Source organism: Moraxella sp. I5G, assembly GCF_055193055.1.
The window spans coordinates 55,743-73,338 of sequence record NZ_JBUXLH010000011.1; the positions used below are offsets into that span (position 1 = coordinate 55,743).

At 38.9% G+C, this 17,596-nt stretch carries 15 protein-coding genes and 1 pseudogene; 8 read left to right on the forward strand and 8 right to left on the reverse strand.

Translation table 11 applies throughout. From position 1 onward, the window contains the following. Positions 1-13: 13 nt before the first annotated feature. Positions 14-2,875 carry an RNA polymerase-associated protein RapA gene (rapA, locus tag ACZBKJ_RS07200; RefSeq protein WP_463200309.1) on the reverse strand — a complete coding sequence of 954 codons (2,862 nt, stop codon included), beginning with the start codon at positions 2,873-2,875 and terminating at the stop codon, positions 14-16. 565 nt (positions 2,876-3,440) lie between these two features. On the opposite strand from rapA, the gene ileS reads away from it, so the two are divergent. Both ileS and lspA read left to right on the forward strand, forming a co-directional pair. Further along, on the forward strand, positions 3,441-6,197 hold the full coding sequence (gene ileS, locus ACZBKJ_RS07205) for an isoleucine--tRNA ligase (protein ID WP_463200310.1): 2,757 nt from the start codon (positions 3,441-3,443) through the stop codon (positions 6,195-6,197). Beyond that, positions 6,190-6,699: a signal peptidase II gene (gene lspA, locus ACZBKJ_RS07210; RefSeq protein WP_463200311.1), complete on the forward strand. Its 510-nt coding sequence runs from the start codon at positions 6,190-6,192 to the stop codon at positions 6,697-6,699. Before ileS ends, lspA begins: the two co-directional genes overlap by 8 nt. A 48-nt stretch (positions 6,700-6,747) precedes the next feature. Here lspA and ACZBKJ_RS07215 read toward each other — a convergent pair whose 3' ends face one another. Continuing rightward, positions 6,748-7,095, reverse strand: a complete 348-nt coding sequence (locus ACZBKJ_RS07215) for a hypothetical protein (RefSeq protein ID WP_463200312.1) — start codon at positions 7,093-7,095, stop codon at positions 6,748-6,750. A gap of 182 nt (positions 7,096-7,277) precedes the next feature. Here ACZBKJ_RS07215 and ACZBKJ_RS07220 point away from each other — a divergent pair, with 182 nt between their 5' ends. Both ACZBKJ_RS07220 and ACZBKJ_RS07225 read left to right on the forward strand, forming a co-directional pair. Then, the gene (locus tag ACZBKJ_RS07220) at positions 7,278-7,769 is read left to right on the forward strand and encodes an FKBP-type peptidyl-prolyl cis-trans isomerase (protein ID WP_463200313.1); all 492 of its coding nucleotides are present in this window, start codon (positions 7,278-7,280) and stop codon (positions 7,767-7,769) included. Between the two features lie 8 nt (positions 7,770-7,777). After that, positions 7,778-8,254, forward strand: a complete 477-nt coding sequence (locus ACZBKJ_RS07225; protein ID WP_463200315.1) for a HEPN domain-containing protein — start codon at positions 7,778-7,780, stop codon at positions 8,252-8,254. A gap of 360 nt (positions 8,255-8,614) precedes the next feature. Here the strand turns inward: ACZBKJ_RS07225 and ACZBKJ_RS07230 are convergent, their stop codons facing one another. Both ACZBKJ_RS07230 and ACZBKJ_RS07235 read right to left on the reverse strand, forming a co-directional pair. Beyond that, positions 8,615-10,024 (reverse strand): TROVE domain-containing protein, encoded by a 1,410-nt coding sequence (locus ACZBKJ_RS07230; RefSeq protein WP_463200316.1) that lies wholly within the window; start codon positions 10,022-10,024, stop codon positions 8,615-8,617. Positions 10,025-10,154: 130 nt separating this feature from the next. Continuing rightward, positions 10,155-10,934 (reverse strand): lysophospholipid acyltransferase family protein, encoded by a 780-nt coding sequence (locus tag ACZBKJ_RS07235; RefSeq protein WP_463200317.1) that lies wholly within the window; start codon positions 10,932-10,934, stop codon positions 10,155-10,157. Between the two features lie 89 nt (positions 10,935-11,023). Here ACZBKJ_RS07235 and ACZBKJ_RS07240 point away from each other — a divergent pair, with 89 nt between their 5' ends. Next, a complete protein-coding gene (locus tag ACZBKJ_RS07240) occupies positions 11,024-11,788 on the forward strand; it encodes a M15 family metallopeptidase (RefSeq protein WP_463200318.1) in 765 nt (254 codons plus the stop codon). Positions 11,789-11,830: 42 nt separating this feature from the next. Here ACZBKJ_RS07240 and ACZBKJ_RS07245 read toward each other — a convergent pair whose 3' ends face one another. The 3 genes from ACZBKJ_RS07245 to rlmE all read right to left on the reverse strand — a co-directional run bounded on the left by ACZBKJ_RS07245 (position 11,831) and on the right by rlmE (position 15,292). Next, positions 11,831-12,436: an opacity family porin gene (locus ACZBKJ_RS07245; protein WP_463200319.1), complete on the reverse strand. Its 606-nt coding sequence runs from the start codon at positions 12,434-12,436 to the stop codon at positions 11,831-11,833. A gap of 190 nt (positions 12,437-12,626) precedes the next feature. Next, positions 12,627-14,528: an ATP-dependent zinc metalloprotease FtsH gene (gene ftsH / locus ACZBKJ_RS07250; RefSeq protein ID WP_463200320.1), complete on the reverse strand. Its 1,902-nt coding sequence runs from the start codon at positions 14,526-14,528 to the stop codon at positions 12,627-12,629. Between the two features lie 131 nt (positions 14,529-14,659). Continuing rightward, the gene (rlmE, locus tag ACZBKJ_RS07255; RefSeq protein ID WP_463200322.1) at positions 14,660-15,292 is read right to left on the reverse strand and encodes a 23S rRNA (uridine(2552)-2'-O)-methyltransferase RlmE; all 633 of its coding nucleotides are present in this window, start codon (positions 15,290-15,292) and stop codon (positions 14,660-14,662) included. A 112-nt stretch (positions 15,293-15,404) separates the two neighbouring features. On the opposite strand from rlmE, the gene ACZBKJ_RS07260 reads away from it, so the two are divergent. Both ACZBKJ_RS07260 and ACZBKJ_RS07265 read left to right on the forward strand, forming a co-directional pair. Further along, positions 15,405-15,725, forward strand: a complete 321-nt coding sequence (locus ACZBKJ_RS07260; protein ID WP_463200323.1) for a YhbY family RNA-binding protein — start codon at positions 15,405-15,407, stop codon at positions 15,723-15,725. A 36-nt stretch (positions 15,726-15,761) separates the two neighbouring features. Further along, positions 15,762-16,400, forward strand: coding sequence for a DOMON domain-containing protein (locus ACZBKJ_RS07265; RefSeq protein ID WP_463200325.1), 639 nt, complete (start codon positions 15,762-15,764; stop codon positions 16,398-16,400). A gap of 25 nt (positions 16,401-16,425) precedes the next feature. On the opposite strand, the pseudogene ACZBKJ_RS07270 reads toward ACZBKJ_RS07265, so the two are convergent. Then, a pseudogene (locus ACZBKJ_RS07270) lies at positions 16,426-17,080 on the reverse strand (IS1595 family transposase). 228 nt (positions 17,081-17,308) lie between these two features. On the opposite strand from ACZBKJ_RS07270, the gene ACZBKJ_RS07275 reads away from it, so the two are divergent. Next, a complete protein-coding gene (locus ACZBKJ_RS07275) occupies positions 17,309-17,578 on the forward strand; it encodes a FeoA family protein (RefSeq protein WP_463200326.1) in 270 nt (89 codons plus the stop codon). Positions 17,579-17,596 lie beyond the last annotated feature (18 nt).

Sequence of the window (17,596 nt, forward strand, 5' to 3'; positions counted from 1 at the left end):
GATTTTCCTTATATTAACTGGGTTTAACGCATACCAAAATTCGAATACAGTCGGAAACCAGTGATAACTGGGTTAATGCTGACAACCCCGTATCCTTCATTTTTTGCAAAGCAGCAATTTCATCATCGCGCACATTTGGATTGACTGCTTGCAGGCGAGTCAATCTGCCAATTTCTTTGTCTAAATACTCACCAAAGTTTTGAGAGGCGATTTGACCAATCTCTGCCAATTCATGGTTTGCGGTTGTTTTTGCTTGTTCAAACAAGGCGTTAATAACATCCGTTTTTGCTTTGACCACTTGGCGAGCTTTGGTTTTGTCTAAACGTTCTATCAATTGATTTAATTTGTCAGCTGTGGCAACATTACTTAAATCTTTACCGCCTTCAGTTAATAATACCCTAAGTGTTTGTTTAGGCAAATAAGCTGATAAATTAAGATACTCTGGCGCAATCACTTCCACTCTAAACTGACTTTCCATCAAAAGTAGCCCCTGTGGCAATGCTGATGATTTTAATAATGCCACAGAAGTATTGCCAAATGTGCCTGATTTTATCATCTCAAGTAACGCTGTTACCACAGGATGCTCTAAGGTCATGTACTGCATATCTTCATAAATCAAGGCTTGATTTCTATCAAAAGTCAGGGTCATACCATCTTCACCAATTGGCAAATATTCTGCTCCCGTACCTTCTATTTCGCTTCCATCAACCGGATGAATAACCCAAGAACCATTTCGTTGCACACTATAATCAAGCCCAACCGTTTGCATATAATTATCTAAAAACCGTGGTAAAAGCTGCTGACTGTCCAATTCTTGCATGGCTTTTGCAATACGGTCAGCAACATTTGGACGGCAAGAATTGTATTCAAGCAGTCTGTCTCGCCCTTGTTGCATTTGCTCTTCTAATTCTAAGCGTAAAGCCTTAGCATCAGCAACTAAAGCTGCAAACTCCTCGTCAAAATCCGTTTGCGCCTTTCCTTCAAGCAATGGTTTTAATTCGGCAATAAACGTCTCTTGCACCGTTTGGGCGGTAGGACTGATTTGATGAAAAATATTTAGCGCATGGTCATACCAGTGATACAATCGCTCTTGAGCCGTTCCCATGACAAATGGAACGTGCAGCTGAATTTGTCCTGTCTGCCCGATGCGGTCAAGTCGCCCAATGCGCTGCTCAAGTGTATCAGGATTGGCAGGTAAATCAAATAAAATTAAATCCTGTACAAATTGAAAATTGCGCCCTTCAGAACCAATCTCAGAACATAACAAAATTTGTGCGCCATGAGCATCGGCAAAATAAGCGGCAGCTTGGTCGCGTTCTAACAAACTCATTTGTTCAGTAAAAATGGCGGTTTTAACCCCCGCATGCAAACGCAGCACCAATTCCAAATCTTCAACGGTTTGACCGCTTCTGGCGATGAGTAAGGCTTTTTTATATTTTAATTCGTCTTTTAATAATCCAATTAAAAAACCAACTCTAGGGTCATGCTCAAGCCAACTGTTATCTGCAAAAGTTTCTTCGCCCCACAGCTGTTCTCTTAATTTACCATGTGTATAGGTAGAATTTTGCCAAACATCTGGCAGTGGCAAAGGATAAGCAATGCTTGTACGTCCAAAAAACCCTTGCACACTGTCGCGAGTATTGCGAAATAATACCCGACCAGTGCCATGTCTATCTAAAAGTTCATTAATGATTTGAGTGCGTACTTTATCGTTTTCATTAATATCAGCAATCTTATCGGCGGTGAAACCTAAAAGCCCTGCGACTGCTAAAATTTGTTTTTGACTGAGCGGTATGCCATCAATGAGCATGGTTGCGACACTTGCCACGTCCAAAAACGCATCCTGTGCTGCCACAAAATCATCCAAATCGTCAAAACGGTGTGGGTCTAATAAACGCAATCTGGCAAAATGGCTTTCAATACCCAGCTGCTCTGGGGTTGCTGTCAAAAGCAGTACACCTTGGGTATTTTGAGCAAAATCTGCCACCAGTTCGTATTTATCATTGCCACCTTGTTCACCATCCCATTGCAAATGATGAGCCTCATCAACAACCAATAAGTCAAAACCTGCTGCGTAGGCTTGTTCATATAAATCATGATGGTCTAATAATAAATCAATGCTTGCCAAAATCAGCTGCTCAGTGGCAAATACATTTTGAGTTGGGTTATGTTCTTTGATGGATGCTGTTCTTACCAAATCAAAAATTGCAAAATCCAAATTGAATCTGCGTTTTAGCTCAATCATCCACTGATATTGCAAACTATCAGGTACCAAAATCAAGACCCGTTTTGCCTTACCCGTAACCAGCTGCTGATGAATGATAAGTCCTGCTTCAATGGTTTTTCCCAATCCAACTTCATCTGCCAAAAGCACTCTAGGAGCAAGCCTTTTTCCCACTTCATGAGCAATATACAGCTGATGTTTGATAATATCCACCCTCGCCCCAATTAGTCCGCGCAGTGGATGGCGTGATAAAATGGTTTGTAGCGATAGTGCATCCTGACGCAAATCATACCAAGCATTATTTTCAATCTGTCCTGCTAAAAGTCGTTCTAAAGGTTTAGCAAGGGTGATATTGGCACCAAGTCTAGTTTCCATCAGTGATTTACCACACGTTAAATGATAACGCATCACACAAGCGATTTCTTCACAACGCGCCACAACAAATTCATTGCCATCTTGGTCGCTGATGACATCGCCCACCCCAAACACCACGCGCGACAAAGCAGCACTGGCTTTAGCATAAACGCGAGTTTCTTGACTTTGAGGGAATAAAATATGTACTGAACGTTCATCAACATCCACCACTACACCCAGCCCAAGCTGGCTTTCTCTATCGGATAAATACCGCTGACCAATTGCAAAATCTTTCATCAAAAAAATCCTTAACGGTTAAACCCCGTTTTGGGGCGGCATAATAAGGGCAGTCAATCAAAGTTTTGACAAGCTCATCTACCAAACCAAACCCCCAATAATCACCACAAACTTAACTTTTTACTGTTTTTATTTGCAAGATACATGCGCTTTTTATAAACATCATATTAATCATTGCATCTTGTGAATTATATCTGTAAAACAAACCTATTCTACCGCCCCAAAGATAGGGTTTCAATATTGATAAAAATTTTTTATACTTTTAAACCATTTTAAAATGAATTTTCAAATCTGCTTTTGGTGTTGGCGGGTTTTTATATACGAATAATTGGGTTAACATATTAATAAATATACATTAAATAATTAAATTGCTCTTTTGATAATTAGTCATTGAAGCATTTTTATATCTATTGTATTTTTATATCTATGGTGTATGGTTTGGGCAAATTATTGTATATGGGTCTAAAATAATGTCAAGCAATCTTTGTAGTAGCAAGCGGCTGATAATTCCTAAAATTACAAAATTAGGCTATAATGGCTTATTTTTCTTTATTTTGAGATTATCATGGCAATTGACTATAAAGACACGTTAAACCTTGCAGATACGCCGTTTCCCATGCGAGCCGACCTTGCAAAACGCGAACCCAAATGGCTAGAAGAATGGCAAAACGATGATTTATACGCTAAAGTACGCGCCAAAAAATCAGGACTACCAAAATACATTTTGCACGATGGACCTCCTTATGCCAACGGTCAAATCCATTTAGGACATGCGGTCAATAAAGTCTTAAAAGACATCATTACCAAATCTAAAAACTTATCAGGTTTTGATGCCGTTTATGTTCCTGGTTGGGACTGTCACGGCTTACCTATTGAACAAAAGGTAGAACAAAAAGTCGGTAAAGTTGGACAAAAAGTAGATGCCAGAGAATTTCGCCGTCTATGTCGTGAATACGCCAAAAGCCAAATTGACTTACAAAGACAAGATTTTAAGCGTTTGGGTGTGCTGGCAGATTGGGAAAATCCTTATTTAACCATGAATTTTAAACAAGAAGCAAACATCGTGCGCGCTCTTGGTAAAATCTATGAAAATGGTCACATTATTCGCGGACTAAAACCTGTCAATTGGTGCTTGGACTGCGGCTCGGCTTTAGCAGAAGCTGAAGTAGAATATCAGGACAAACAATCCGACGCCATCTATGTGGGTTTTGACTTGGTAGACATCAAAGGCGTTGATTTAAATGGCGCGCCCGCCCAAGCAGTTATTTGGACAACTACGCCTTGGACACTGCCTGCTAACCAAGCTATTAGCCTTAACGCCACAGAAGCATATCAATTTGTAACCACTTCAAAAGGCGTATTACTTTTAGCATCTGCACTGGTAGAAGACGCTCTAAAAGAGATGGGGCTTACCAATTTAGGGGTGATAGCATCTGTTCAAGGTCAAGATTTAGAGTACAGTCTTGCTCAGCATCCTTTGGTTGCTGATAGACAAGTGCCACTAATTTTAGGAGACCACGTTACCACTGACAGCGGCACAGGGCTTGTACATACCGCGCCTGCTCATGGGGTGGATGACTATGTTGTCGGAACCAAATATTCTTTACCTGTTGAAAATCCTGTTGGTGATACAGGTGTGTATAATGACATTGCCAAAGTTTTTGTAGGTGAACACATCTACAAAGCTCAGCCCAAAATCATTGACGCTCTAAAAGCTAGCGGGCATTTGTTGCACCAAAAAACCATCACCCACAGTTATCCACATTGCTGGCGACATAAAACACCCATTATTTTTCGTGCTACGCCGCAGTGGTTTATCAGTATGGAAAAAATGGGACTGCGTCAAAAAGCTTTGGATGACATCAAAAAAGTCAAATGGACGCCTGCTTGGGGACAAAATCGTATTGAAGCTATGGTAGAGGGTCGCCCCGATTGGTGTATCAGCCGCCAAAGAACTTGGGGCGTACCTATTCCGTTTTTTATTCATAAAGACACCGATGAACTGCATCCTAAAACCAATGAATTCATTGAAAAAGCCGCCCAAATAATTGAAAAAGGCGGGGTTGAAGCGTGGTTTGAGGCGGACTGTCAGGACTTTTTAGGCGATGATGCACAGCATTATCACAAAATTAATGATACCTTAGACGTGTGGTTTGATTCTGGAACGACCCACTTTGCGGTGCTTGATAATGATGAAAATTTAACCAATCCTGCTGATTTATACCTAGAAGGCTCAGACCAACATCGTGGCTGGTTTCAAACATCGCTTTTAACATCCGAAGCCATTTATGCACGTGCGCCATTTAAACAAGTCTTAACCCACGGTTTTGTGGTAGATATGAATGGGCGAAAAATGAGCAAATCACTCGGCAATATCATCGAACCACAAAAACAAATTGATAAAACGGGGGCTGATATTTTACGCCTTTGGATTGCATCTAGTGATTACCGTTACGAAATGACTGCAGGCGACAAGGTGTTTGCAGGTGCGGTAGATACATATCGACGCATCCGTAATACACTGCGCTTTTTGCTCGCCAATACCAGCGATTTTGATATAAAAACAGACGGGGTAGCACTTGATAATCTTATTAATTTGGATAAATTTATCTTAAAACAAGCTCAAGATACCCAAAGAGCCATTTTAAGCGCTTATGAAGAAATGGATTTTCACCAGGTAGTACAAGCTGTTTCGGTATTTTGTTCTCAGGCTTTAGGTGGTTTTTATTTGGACATCATTAAAGACCGAACCTACACCACCAAAAAAGATGGGCAGCCGCGTCGCTCTGCTCAAACCGCGTTATACCATATCGCTCAAGCCTTGGTGCGCTGGATTGCTCCGATTTTGCCATTTACTGCTCAAGAAGCTTGGTTGTTTATCCGACCCGATGATGGTGAAAACAAATACATATTTACCAGTACATGGTATGAACTACCAACACCAACCATGACAGACATCATGCCTTATGATTGGGCAAATATTTTAGCGGTTAAAGATTTGGTAAACAAAGCCATTGAAGATGCTCGCGGTAAAAAACTCATCAGCAGCAACCTAACTGCCAAAGCAACCATCAGTTGCGATGTCGATACCTATCACGCTCTGACAAAACTAGGTACAGAAGCTCGTTTTGTCTTTATTACTAGTGATGTAGAGCTGCAAAAAGGTGAATTGGGCGTTACCATCACGCCTGCCGACGGTGAAAAATGCGTTCGTTGCTGGCATATCCGACCTGACGTTGGTACGCACGCTGTACACACCGAGCTTTGTGGTCGCTGTATTGATAATATAGACGGGTCAGGAGAAGTTCGCCAGTATGCCTAATTCATCCAAACCTACCAAAGCAGTCTGGGGCTATTACGCCCTAGCTGTTTTTGTAATTATTTTTGACCAAATAACCAAACATTATTTCAATAATCAGTTTGAATTGGGTGAAACGTTGGAAATCATTTCACCAATTTTAAACTGGACCTTAGCTTACAATCATGGAGCAGCTTTCAGCTTTTTAGCAGAAGCAGGCGGCTGGCAAAAGTGGTTTTTTGCAGTTTTAGGGATTGTGGTTTCGGTTTTTATTACCCACTACCTCAAACAAACTGCCAAAAATGCCAAATTGTTATCCGTAGGTCTAGCTATGATTTTAGGCGGTGCAGTTGGCAATGTGATTGATCGCTTTTTTTATGGTTATGTAATTGATTTTATTCATGTGCATTACGCAGACGTCTGGCACTACCCTATTTTTAATATTGCCGATATTGGCATTTGTGTTGGTATGGCACTTGTAGTGATTGATATGCTGTTTTTGGAAAATAAACGCAAAATTTCTTAAAATACACAATAAAAAGGTGAAACAACGCCTTTTTTACGTTCATTAAAACTAGCCTGGACACTTTAAACGAATCGCCACATCTAAATTTCTAGTAATTGGCACGCCATTATGTTTATAGGGTGTGTAAATTGCTTTTTTAAATTGAGTGGTAATTTGTTTGGCAAGTTTTTTATCCTGAATGGTTAACCCATAAACATCAGTAACCTTGCCACGCTTATCCAGTTTTAGCACCGCAGGTGTGTTGATAAACTCACCACCTCGACAGCTTTTAGTGGATAATTTACTAAAATCAGGAGCTTTGACAATAGTTGGGGGTGTGATGGTGTGATGATTTTTAGTTGCGCACGCGGTTAAAATAAATAGACTGGGTATCATCACACATAAAACAGTTTTCATACATTTTCTCCGTTTAACCCTTTTATCATACCGTAAATCGGCTTATTGATTATCACAGTTTGTATGTATTTTGTGTTTAATGAGTAAGATTTATACACAGATTATTTATCCGTTATCACCATAAAATAAAAGTAAATTTTATGTTAAACTAGCACAAATTTTTAACTGTGATAACTAAATTAATGAACACTCCCATTCTCCCTAGCGAAGAAATTCGTATCAGCAAAGATAGTACTGTGAGCTTGCATTTTGAAGTCAGCCTACCCAACGGCACAATTATTGATAGCACGTTTGGTCGTGAAAATCCAGTTACCTTAACCATTGGTGATGAAAGTTTACTCGCTGGTTTTGAACAGGTTTTAATCAACTTAAAAGCAGGTGATACGCGCACTGCTCATTTACCGCCTGAGCAAGCCTTTGGAACATGGAATGCTGATAATGTGCAAACATTTTCAAAGGCTCAATTTTCACTTTCTGAACCCAACCCAGTAGTTGGCATGGTGATGGAATTTGTCGATAAAGGTAAAAACACCTTAGCAGGAGTGGTTTGTGAAGTCAGTGATGATGTGGTTAAAGTAGATTTTAATCACCCTTTAGCAGGTCAAGATGTGCTGTTTAAAGTGCAGATTTTTAAGGTTACACCAAAGGGGCAAGTAGCAATAACACTAAAATGAGAAATAATATGACTTATATTGGCAAACTTAAACACAATATTATCATTAGCGATAACTACCAACAAATAGCTAATGCTGATGAAAAGGCAGCAATAATTTTAGCTAAATCTGAGTTATTTGAACAGGCTTGTTATTTTATATTACAAGCAATGGAAAAAACTATTCGAGCGAAAATATTTACTTTGGTTGATGCCAAAAACCCTTATTTTAGAGAAAAAAATAAAAGCCATTGTGTGGAAAATGCTGCAAATTTTCTTCTTGATATTTTATCCTCTGATGAAATCGTTAAAAAACAAATAAAACAACAAATGACTGACTTGGTTTTAAAAGATACCAAATATTCTTTTTTACATAATTGTCTACGTTATCCAAACTATTCAGAAAAATACAATAATTTTTCAAAACTAACTGCAGATCAATCTGATTTTGATGAGTTATATAATAGATTGGCTATGCTTAAAAAATTTTTAAAGGATTTACACTAGATAACTTTTACAGATAAAATGTAAATTTATCTTAATCAAGCCAAATATAAATGAATTGAAATTAATAAATAATAGAAATTTTTAATAATAACTTCCATATGGTATCTATTTATAATAGTAGCAAGTTTATTTGCTACTATTACTCGTATTTATGGCAATAAATGGTTGAAGGCATTCTGTGTTAGTATTGTAGTAATATTTATTAACATATTTCTAAATAATCTAGAATATTTACAAAAGCTACAAAATTTACCAATATCCTTGATAGTTTTTTTATTTTTGGATATGTATTCTATCTTTTATTCAAAAAAAGTTCACTATAGTAAAATAATGATACAATCATTGAATTAAATGATTTTATCACAAAGCATCCATTGGTAATATCACACTTTCCAAAGCCGCAATAAAACGCAAAAAATGCTCTGACCAACCACTGATTTCTGCCGACCAAACCCCTTGATAATTGATGCCGTGGGTATGAGCAGATACATCAATGATATAGTTATTGTTCGCAAATGGCTGGGGCAATTTTTGCACTCTATCGCAATCTTGGCTATCTGAAAATACTAACAAACGTTCAGGTTTTTGATAATTTGGCTGTTTTTGCAGGTCATTTTGAATAAACTCCAAACATTGGCGAGTAAAAATTCCGCCATGACCCAAATTATCAGCTGCCTTTAAAATAACATTACCCAGACCAAAACCCATTCGATTGGATAATTTTTGGGTTTGATGAATGCAAGTATAGTCATTGCCTGCTGTGGCATACAATGTGATTGTTTCACACAGCCCACTTGCCAAAATTGCCATTGCAATCGCACAGTCTAAACGTGTCATATTGCTTTGTCTACTGACTCTACTGTTCATTGAACCAGATACATCAACAATAAAAACACTATGTCCTGATAATTTGGGTAAATTTGCCAAACTTTGTAGCATCATTTTTTCTAAAATATCATTAAAATCTGGCGCGTGTTTTGCCGCTGACAAATAATTGATTGGAAGCAGCTTTTTGGTATTTAATGATAACAACCCTTGATAAATCAGCTCATTAGGTACACCTACTTTTTGCATGTTGCGTAAATTTCGCAAATAAGCTAATGCTCCTAATTTATGCTCGGTAATCAGCCTACACCAAGTTTGATATTTATCTTGACCTGCAGACAATGCTACTTCCCAAGTGTCAGGTGTGGGCAATGTATTATCAGCAAGCATTTTAAAAAGCTGTACCTGTTCATTTGTTTTAGGTTTAGGATGAACCAAAAACATTACATCCTTGAGTTTAATGGTATTTTTGCGGTTATATTTTGCCAGTTGATAAGCATCAAATTTTAAGAAAGCGGTTGCCAGCCCCTTTTTAACTTGTTTAGCAATTGGTATTTTGCCTTCTTGCCAGTACAAAGCCAAAAACTCAGTCAGCTCATCAGGACGTAAAATAATCTTAGAAAGCAACTTGCCAACCAATGGTCTGTGCGTTTGATGACGCGTCATTTGACAAGCAATAAACAATGGCACATGACGAAGTTTTTGGATATGACGAGCATCATAAGCAATTTGATAAACGATTTCTGGGGGAGTTTTTGGAATGAGTTTTTTGATGGTATCAGCAATCGATTTACCATCTTGATAGGCATTATCTTCCCACAATAAATTTGCCATTACTGCCCGTTTTAAAGCAGCTTCTGGCGAATTTTTAGCAGCAAATAAACCAAAACCGCCTGCTAATTTTACAGCCTTATCTTTTATGGTTGCTTTGGCATTTATTTTCATCTTGATATTTTCCAATAAAAAAGTCGGGGAACAAAACGATTAAAGACTTTAGATAGAAATTCGAAGTAACTTTAATCTACACCACCGACTGTGTTTTATTATAAATATATTTTATAAAAATATCAATATATTATGAATTTTTCAATACTTTTTTATGCAAAGAATCCAAGCCTTCTTGTAAAACATGTTGTAAAATTTCTGTCAGTTCGTTACGTGTTTTATTTTCAGGATAAATTGGCGATAATGGCAAAACATAAGCGGTAATTCCATCGGTATCAGCAACTTTTTTAATGCTATCTAACATCGTTCTATTGCCATAATAGGCTGCTTCATCAGATAATGTGCCATCCTGATTAACATAAGCAATCACCATTGGACAAATTGGCAGCCCTGTATCCATCGATGCTTGCAAAAGCTTGCCATAAATTTTTTTAATTTTTTTACCATCAGTCGTGGTTGCTTCGGGAAAGAAAACCACCGATGAGCCTGCTTTTAAAAATTTTGCCATTTGGTCAGAAACGCTGCCTGTATCACCTGAACCGCGCTGAATAAATAACGTTCCACCTGCTTTGGCAAGTCGTCCAAAAATTGGCCATTCACCAATCTCTGCTTTAGACAAAAAAAACACAGGCGCAACGCTGCCCACTACAGGGATATCCAACCACGATACGTGATTTGATACCCAAAGTCCATGCGTTTGTGGCACAGGTTCTACTTGCACCACCTCAACACCAAAAGATTTTGCCATTTTGCGGCAAAAGGTTTGCACATAAGGTGACAATTTGTCTCGCGGTGGTTCATTCTTTAATGCTCCTAATTTTTGCACCACCCGAAAACCGCCAATTAGCGTTCCTCCCATGTTAATAATTTTTTTACTGCGTTTATATTGTGTTTGGATAAAATTTGCCATAATATAGAGATGATAAAACCAAAAAAAGTCATGCTATTAAAAATCTTTGTAGATTGCAAGTTATTTTAATTATTCTTTAGGTAACGTTTATGTTGAAATTTGGAATTGTAATACTTGGGATTTTTAGTATTCATTGTGCTGTTGCGGATGTTGCTGACTGCTTAACTCACGCTTATCCCAACATTACATCCGTAAAAAATGGCACCATTTATTTTAAAGACGGCTCATCACTTGCTGTTGGCGAGGTTTCTAATCAGCCCTTTACTCAAAGACTCAAAAATGCCAGTGTTGCCGACCAGTTGTCACAGCGTTATTCTTTAGATTTTACGCCACCTAAACAATATCAAGACGCTGGCAGACTGCGTAATGACAAATTTTTTAAGGCACTGTACGGCAATACAAAAACTCAAGTACAGAACAATTTAGTTAATGTTTATTGGAAACCTGGCAACATTAAAATTCGTTTTAATCAGCAAAATAATGCCAGCCTTCAGTTGCAAAAGGTTGGTGATGAAATTGCCCAAAACCCAAAATTAACCAAATATGTTGCCAAATCCTTAGGTTCTTTTAATTGGCGAACCATTGCAGGTACCAATCGTTTAAGCAGCCACAGCTTTGGGGTGGCGGTGGATTTTCATCTACCTAAAGCTCAACACAAGTATTGGCGATGGGATGGTTGTACCACAGAAGACAAGGTTTGTCCTTATCCATTATCGCTACTTGCCGATTCGGATTTTCTGCAAGTTGTTAAAATCTTTGAAAAGCACGGTTTTATTTGGGGCGGAAAATGGGCAAGTTATGACGCGCCCCATTTTGAGTATCGTCCTGAATTACTAATAAGCCAGTGCAGGTAAATCAAAAGGCGGCTTTCCGCCTTTAAATTTTATATTAACCCATTAAAAATCAGCACGCATACCTGCCTTAATACCAACTTGATCAAATTCTGCATCACCAAATATTTCACTTTTTCCAAAATAATTATATTCGGTTGCCAAATCCAGAGCAACTTTTTGGGCGATTTGATACTGCACACCTAAAATTCCACCTACACCAAGTAGTGTGTCTCTTGCGTGTACGCTTTCTTGATAACTGCCCAACAATTTATTTTTACTTTCAGCTTGTGCCTTTAAGTCCAATTGAGTAAAACCCACTCTTGCACCTACATATGGCGTAATTGCACTTGTGCCCTTAAAATCATAGATATAAGATATGCCCACTGACCTTGCCTTAAACTTACTTTCACTGTTCGTATCAAAAATCAAACCTTTTTCAATTTCTGTTCCTTTTTCTTCAGCAAAATTGGTATAATCAATGGCAACACGTCCATTTTCGCCCGTTGTTGCGCCAATAGTTACGCCATAAGAAACTTGCGAACCTGATCGATAATTTCCAGTTTGGTGCTTCATATACAGTTCTGAAGAACCGGCATTACCTTGAATATACACGCCTGCCACTGCACTGATTGGGGCAAACAGCGCCAATATAAAACATAGTTTTTTCATTAAAAAATCCTTGGGTTTATTTACAACAAAACATTACAAAATGTCCACATATTATAAACAGCACCCCCCGCAACTCAAGGCATTTTATCCTACAAAATAGGTAACTTATCCATTTTACTTTTTTAGCTTATTTTTTATCCATAAAAAAATACCGCTTATCAAGATAAACGGTATTTTGCAACAATCGTCCTTATGCGGTTGGCAAAGGCGGCGGCAGTTCATCATCGGTTTTGGTCAAAATCACACGATTAACTTCGGGAACTTCGTGCTGATATTCCTTAGGTTCTCTTGGCTCTTCCCCTGCCATAATTTGCAAGAACTGCTCTCGGTCAATGGTCTCCCACTTCATCAAGGCCTCAACCATTGCATGCATTTTGTCATGATTTTCATCAATCAAACGATAAGCAACTTGATATTGCTCATCTAAAATGCGGCGAATCTCTTCATCCACTTGTCTTTGAGTTTGCTCAGAAATAGTGCGTGTTGCACCACCAAAATAACCACCACTTTCTTCATCTTCATAAACCATCACCCCCATTCTATCACTCATACCATATTTAGTTACCATAGCACGAGCCATTTTGGTAGCGCGTTCAAAGTCATTTGATGCGCCTGTAGATTGACGATGAATAAAAATTTCTTCAGCAATGCGTCCGCCAAATAAAATTGCCAAATCGTTCAGCATTTTATCTTTATAGCTACTCACAACATCTTGTTCGGGAAGTTGCCAGGTTACTCCAAGCGCCCAGCCTCGTGGCATAATAGTAACTTTATGAACAGGGTCAGTCTCAGGCAATAATTGCGCAACCAAGGCATGACCTGCTTCATGATAGGCAGTGGCGCGGCGTTCTTTTTCACTTAACACCATAGATTTACGCTCAGGTCCCATAAATAGCTTATCTTTAGCATCTTCAAAGTCATTCATGTCCACACTGGTTTTGTTGCGACGAGCTGCAAAAAGAGCCGCCTCATTGACTAAGTTTGCCAACTGAGCGCCACTAAATCCAGGAGTTCCGCGAGCTAAGGCATTAACATCAACGCCAATAGTTTGAGGTAATTTTTTCAAATGTACGTTTAAAATTTGCTCACGACCTTTAATGTCTGGCAAACCAACGCTTACCTGGCGGTCAAAACGCCCCGGTCTTAGTAATGCCTTATCCAATACATCAACACGGTTGGTTGCGGCAATCACAATCACGCCATCATTGCCTTCAAAACCATCCATCTCTACAAGTAATTGGTTTAAGGTTTGTTCACGTTCATCATGACCACCCCCCATGCCACTACCACGATGGCGCCCTACTGCGTCAATCTCATCAATAAAAATAATACAAGGAGCGTTCTTTTTGGCTTGTTCAAACATATCACGAACGCGACTTGCACCAACGCCTACAAACATTTCCACAAAATCAGAACCAGAAATGCTAAAAAATGGTACTTTAGCTTCACCAGCAATCGCTTTAGCAAGCAATGTTTTACCCGTACCTGGAGGACCAACCATTAAAACACCGCGTGGAATGGTTGCACCCAGTTTGGTGAATTTTTCAGGGTCTTTTAAAAAATCCACTACTTCCACAACTTCTTGTTTGGACTCTTCACAGCCTGCCACATCAGCAAAAGTAACTTTAATTTGGTCTTCAGAAAGCATTTTAGCTTTAGATTTACCAAAACTCATTGGATTGCGACCACCCACACCTGAATTACCACCACTCATTCCGCGAGTGAATAGCCAAAATAGTCCGATAATCAATAAAATTGGAAAAGCGGCAATGAAGAGCTGAGTACCAACACTTTGACGTTCGGGCATTGCTCCTTGTATTTCAACATTATGTTTGCGCAAAAGTGGCATCAGTTCATTATCAGTAATTGCAGGACGTACGGTTTCAAAACTAGCACCATTTGCCTTAGTACCTGTAATTTCTTGTCCATCAATTTCAATCTTTTTAATTTGACCTTCTGCAACCGCTGCCACAAACGCCGAATAATTGAGCGAGTCTGCTTTGTTTGACGTGCGGTCTAAATTACCAAATATCGCGACCACCACAGCGATGACCACCAACCATAAAAAAACGTTTTTTGCCATATCTTTCACAAATTATTCCTGTAGGTGCTAGGTTTTATTGATTGCCGTATCAAATGGCAAAAAATTTAAGCCCAATCAGCTGTTAATATAAGGATTTTCACCGCAAAATCAAGTAAAGTTTTTGCTTTATAAACTTACAATTATTTTATCGCCACCCAAAACATTTCTTTAGAACGTGGACGCGATGCAGCCGGTTTTATACTTTTTATTTTACTAAATTTTTTTTGCATATCAGCACGCAATTCTTGAGAACCTTCGCCCTGAAAGACTTTCATAATCAGTGCGCCGCCATCTGGTAAAACTTTAAGGGCAAAATCGACTGCAAGTTCACACAAATACATCATGCGTGGCTGGTCTACCGCAGGCATTCCTGAAGTGTTTGGCGCCATATCAGATAACACCACATCAACTTTACGACCGCCAACTTCATTCATGATTGTATCAAACACCGCTTCTTCGCGAAAATCCCCTTGAATAAACGTTACATTTTCCAGCGTGTCCATTGGCAAAATATCTGACGCAATCAACGTGCCTGAATCGCCAACCAGTTTACCAGCCACCTGCGACCAGCTGCCAGGAGCCGCCCCCAAATCCACCACAGTCATACCTTGTTTGATGAGTTTAGTTTTATCATTAATCTCTAAAAGTTTATACGCTGCCCTTGCTCGATAGCCATCTTTTTGAGCTTTTTGTACATAAAAATCATCAATATGTTCTTTCATCCAAGCACGGCTAGATTTGGAAAATTTTTTGTTGGTGATGCGTGTTGCCATAAATCGTAAATCAAATTTGCAAATTTATAAATTAACCGCTTAGTTTACCACTATCTACAAAAAATAGGGAAAATTTCTGTTATAATAAGGCGGTTTTATTTCGAGAATAGTTATGAGTAATAAAAAACCCAAACAAGAACTTATCAAAACCTTACGCGGCATAGGTCATGAATTAAACCCAATTATTATTGTTGGTGCAAGTGGACTCACGCCATCTGTAATTGAAGAAACAGCTCGAGCTTTAACTGACCATGAACTAATTAAAGTAAAAATTCCTGCGGGTACAAGCGAAGAAAGAAAAGAGATTGCTCAGGCGCTTGCTGAGGCTACTGAAAGTCAAGCCGTTCATCGTATCGGTCGTATGGTGCTACTATTTAAGAAAAACCCAGAAGCTAATGATAAATTATCCAACTTAAGCCGTTTTGGATTTTGATGAATTATTTAGATTAAATCAATCATAAGTTAAATAATGACAGCATTATTACCGCCAGCTATTGAACAAAATTTATATAAAACTCATCAGCAAGTTTTTGATAAAGCTGGTTCATCAAAACATAATATTTGGCAACAGGTGTTTTATTTAATGACATTTTCTGATGTTGCCGTTACTGCGCCCAAAATCGTTGTTTATGCTGATTTTTTATCATACACCAACGATAAAAATCATCTGATTTTAAGTTATTTTATAGAAAAAATTCCAGACAATCATTTAGATACTATTACCCAACATAAACGAGCAGATTTTTTGTGGCAAGAAAATTGTTTGGAATGTTTTATAGAATATAATGAACAAGATGCCTATTTTGAAAGCAATGTTGCATTAGATGGTCGGTACAATCTTTATCATTTTGATGATTATCGCACACCAAATAGTCTGCCGCCCAGATGGGCAGACTCTAACGATATTGACATTTGGTTAATAAAAAATAGTGCTATCGTGGATGATTTTTATGCTTATCACGTTTGTTTAGATAGTCATAAAACTGCCATAATCACAAAACTAAACCCAACGGTGATTTTATATCAGAATAAAATGCCTATTTTTTATGCAAATTGCTATGCCAATCCGCCTGATTTTCATAACAAAGCGTATTGGCAAACCCTTTAAAATTTGGGGCTGACGTAGGTTAGCCCTAAATTCCACACCATTCCCGCAGGATTTTAAGCTGCCTGGACGGTGTGCCGAAGTTAAACCGAAATTCGCATTCTTTCAAGAACAGCGGGAAGGATTTGCGATCGATTCCGTTGTATTTGCGTAAGACACACTTTGCCTGATTCCAAAAATTCTCAATGCCGTTAATGTGGTTCCGACGGTAGGCAAATTCCTTGGAATGGTTGATGCGGTAATGGATAAAACCGCTTACGCCCGGCTTGTCATAGCTGCTCAGGCTATCCGTGTAAACAATGCTGTCCGGCATGATTTTCTGTTTGATAACAGGCATCAAAGTATCGGACTTGGCATGATCTACGACAACGGTATAGACCCGTCCGTTGCGTTTCAGAATGCCGAAGACAACACAACTTTCCCTGCCGCACCGCGACCGCGTCTGCCTTTACGCCGTCCGCCGCAATAGCTTTCGTCCAACTCGACAGGGCCCTCAAAAACCTCATCGGCAGCCAAGGCTAGATGATAGTTGATAACTGTGCGGATTTTACGGTAGAACAGAATAGCGGAGTTGGGCTGAATGCCCAAAATATCGGCGGCAGAACGGGCGGTAACTTGGAGTACAAAAATTCAAGTAGTTTCTTTTGAACTCTCTTGCTTAATTTACAATTGGTTATCTGCATTTTCTTAGCCTAGTATAACTGCTAATCTACGTCAGCCCCTTGATTTTTACATTAATAAGATTTATTATCATTAGCAAAGAAGGTAACAATACTTAAAACAAACCGCACTTATCGAAAGAAGGGGCAAATAGCCACTCATAACCAATCTTTCAAATGTGCCGCACATTTGTTACACTTCTCACGTTTTTTTCAATAATCTGATTTTAAAACAAATGAAAGGAGAGGCTTATGTCTACTATTCCTTTGTCGCGCCTTAAAAAAGGCACAGTCGTACATATTGATTCCATTGCTCCCAACCCTGTTTTTGGTGATTTGGATACCTTGGTAACCCGTCGCCTTGCGGATTTGGGTTTTTCCAGCGGAATGCCGTTACAGGTGATTGCCGTGGGTGGTTTTGGAAGAGGACCGTTTGCAGTACGCTTGGGCAATCAATCCCAATTTTCCCTGCGGTTGGAAGAGGCCGGGAAGATTATATGTCGTGTTATTGAAGCCGTTTGAGTCCGTCTGAAAGGATAA

Coding starts and splice junctions, on each gene's coding strand:
- rapA (WP_463200309.1), bottom strand. CDS start 2,875: ATGAAAGATTTTGCAATTGGTCAGCGGTATTTATCCGATAGAGAAAGC.
- ileS (WP_463200310.1), top strand. CDS start 3,441: ATGGCAATTGACTATAAAGACACGTTAAACCTTGCAGATACGCCGTTT.
- lspA (WP_463200311.1), top strand. CDS start 6,190: ATGCCTAATTCATCCAAACCTACCAAAGCAGTCTGGGGCTATTACGCC.
- ACZBKJ_RS07215 (WP_463200312.1), bottom strand. CDS start 7,095: ATGAAAACTGTTTTATGTGTGATGATACCCAGTCTATTTATTTTAACC.
- ACZBKJ_RS07220 (WP_463200313.1), top strand. CDS start 7,278: ATGAACACTCCCATTCTCCCTAGCGAAGAAATTCGTATCAGCAAAGAT.
- ACZBKJ_RS07225 (WP_463200315.1), top strand. CDS start 7,778: ATGACTTATATTGGCAAACTTAAACACAATATTATCATTAGCGATAAC.
- ACZBKJ_RS07230 (WP_463200316.1), bottom strand. CDS start 10,024: ATGAAAATAAATGCCAAAGCAACCATAAAAGATAAGGCTGTAAAATTA.
- ACZBKJ_RS07235 (WP_463200317.1), bottom strand. CDS start 10,934: ATGGCAAATTTTATCCAAACACAATATAAACGCAGTAAAAAAATTATT.
- ACZBKJ_RS07240 (WP_463200318.1), top strand. CDS start 11,024: ATGTTGAAATTTGGAATTGTAATACTTGGGATTTTTAGTATTCATTGT.
- ACZBKJ_RS07245 (WP_463200319.1), bottom strand. CDS start 12,436: ATGAAAAAACTATGTTTTATATTGGCGCTGTTTGCCCCAATCAGTGCA.
- rlmE (WP_463200322.1), bottom strand. CDS start 15,292: ATGGCAACACGCATCACCAACAAAAAATTTTCCAAATCTAGCCGTGCT.
- ACZBKJ_RS07260 (WP_463200323.1), top strand. CDS start 15,405: ATGAGTAATAAAAAACCCAAACAAGAACTTATCAAAACCTTACGCGGC.
- ACZBKJ_RS07265 (WP_463200325.1), top strand. CDS start 15,762: ATGACAGCATTATTACCGCCAGCTATTGAACAAAATTTATATAAAACT.
- ACZBKJ_RS07275 (WP_463200326.1), top strand. CDS start 17,309: ATGTCTACTATTCCTTTGTCGCGCCTTAAAAAAGGCACAGTCGTACAT.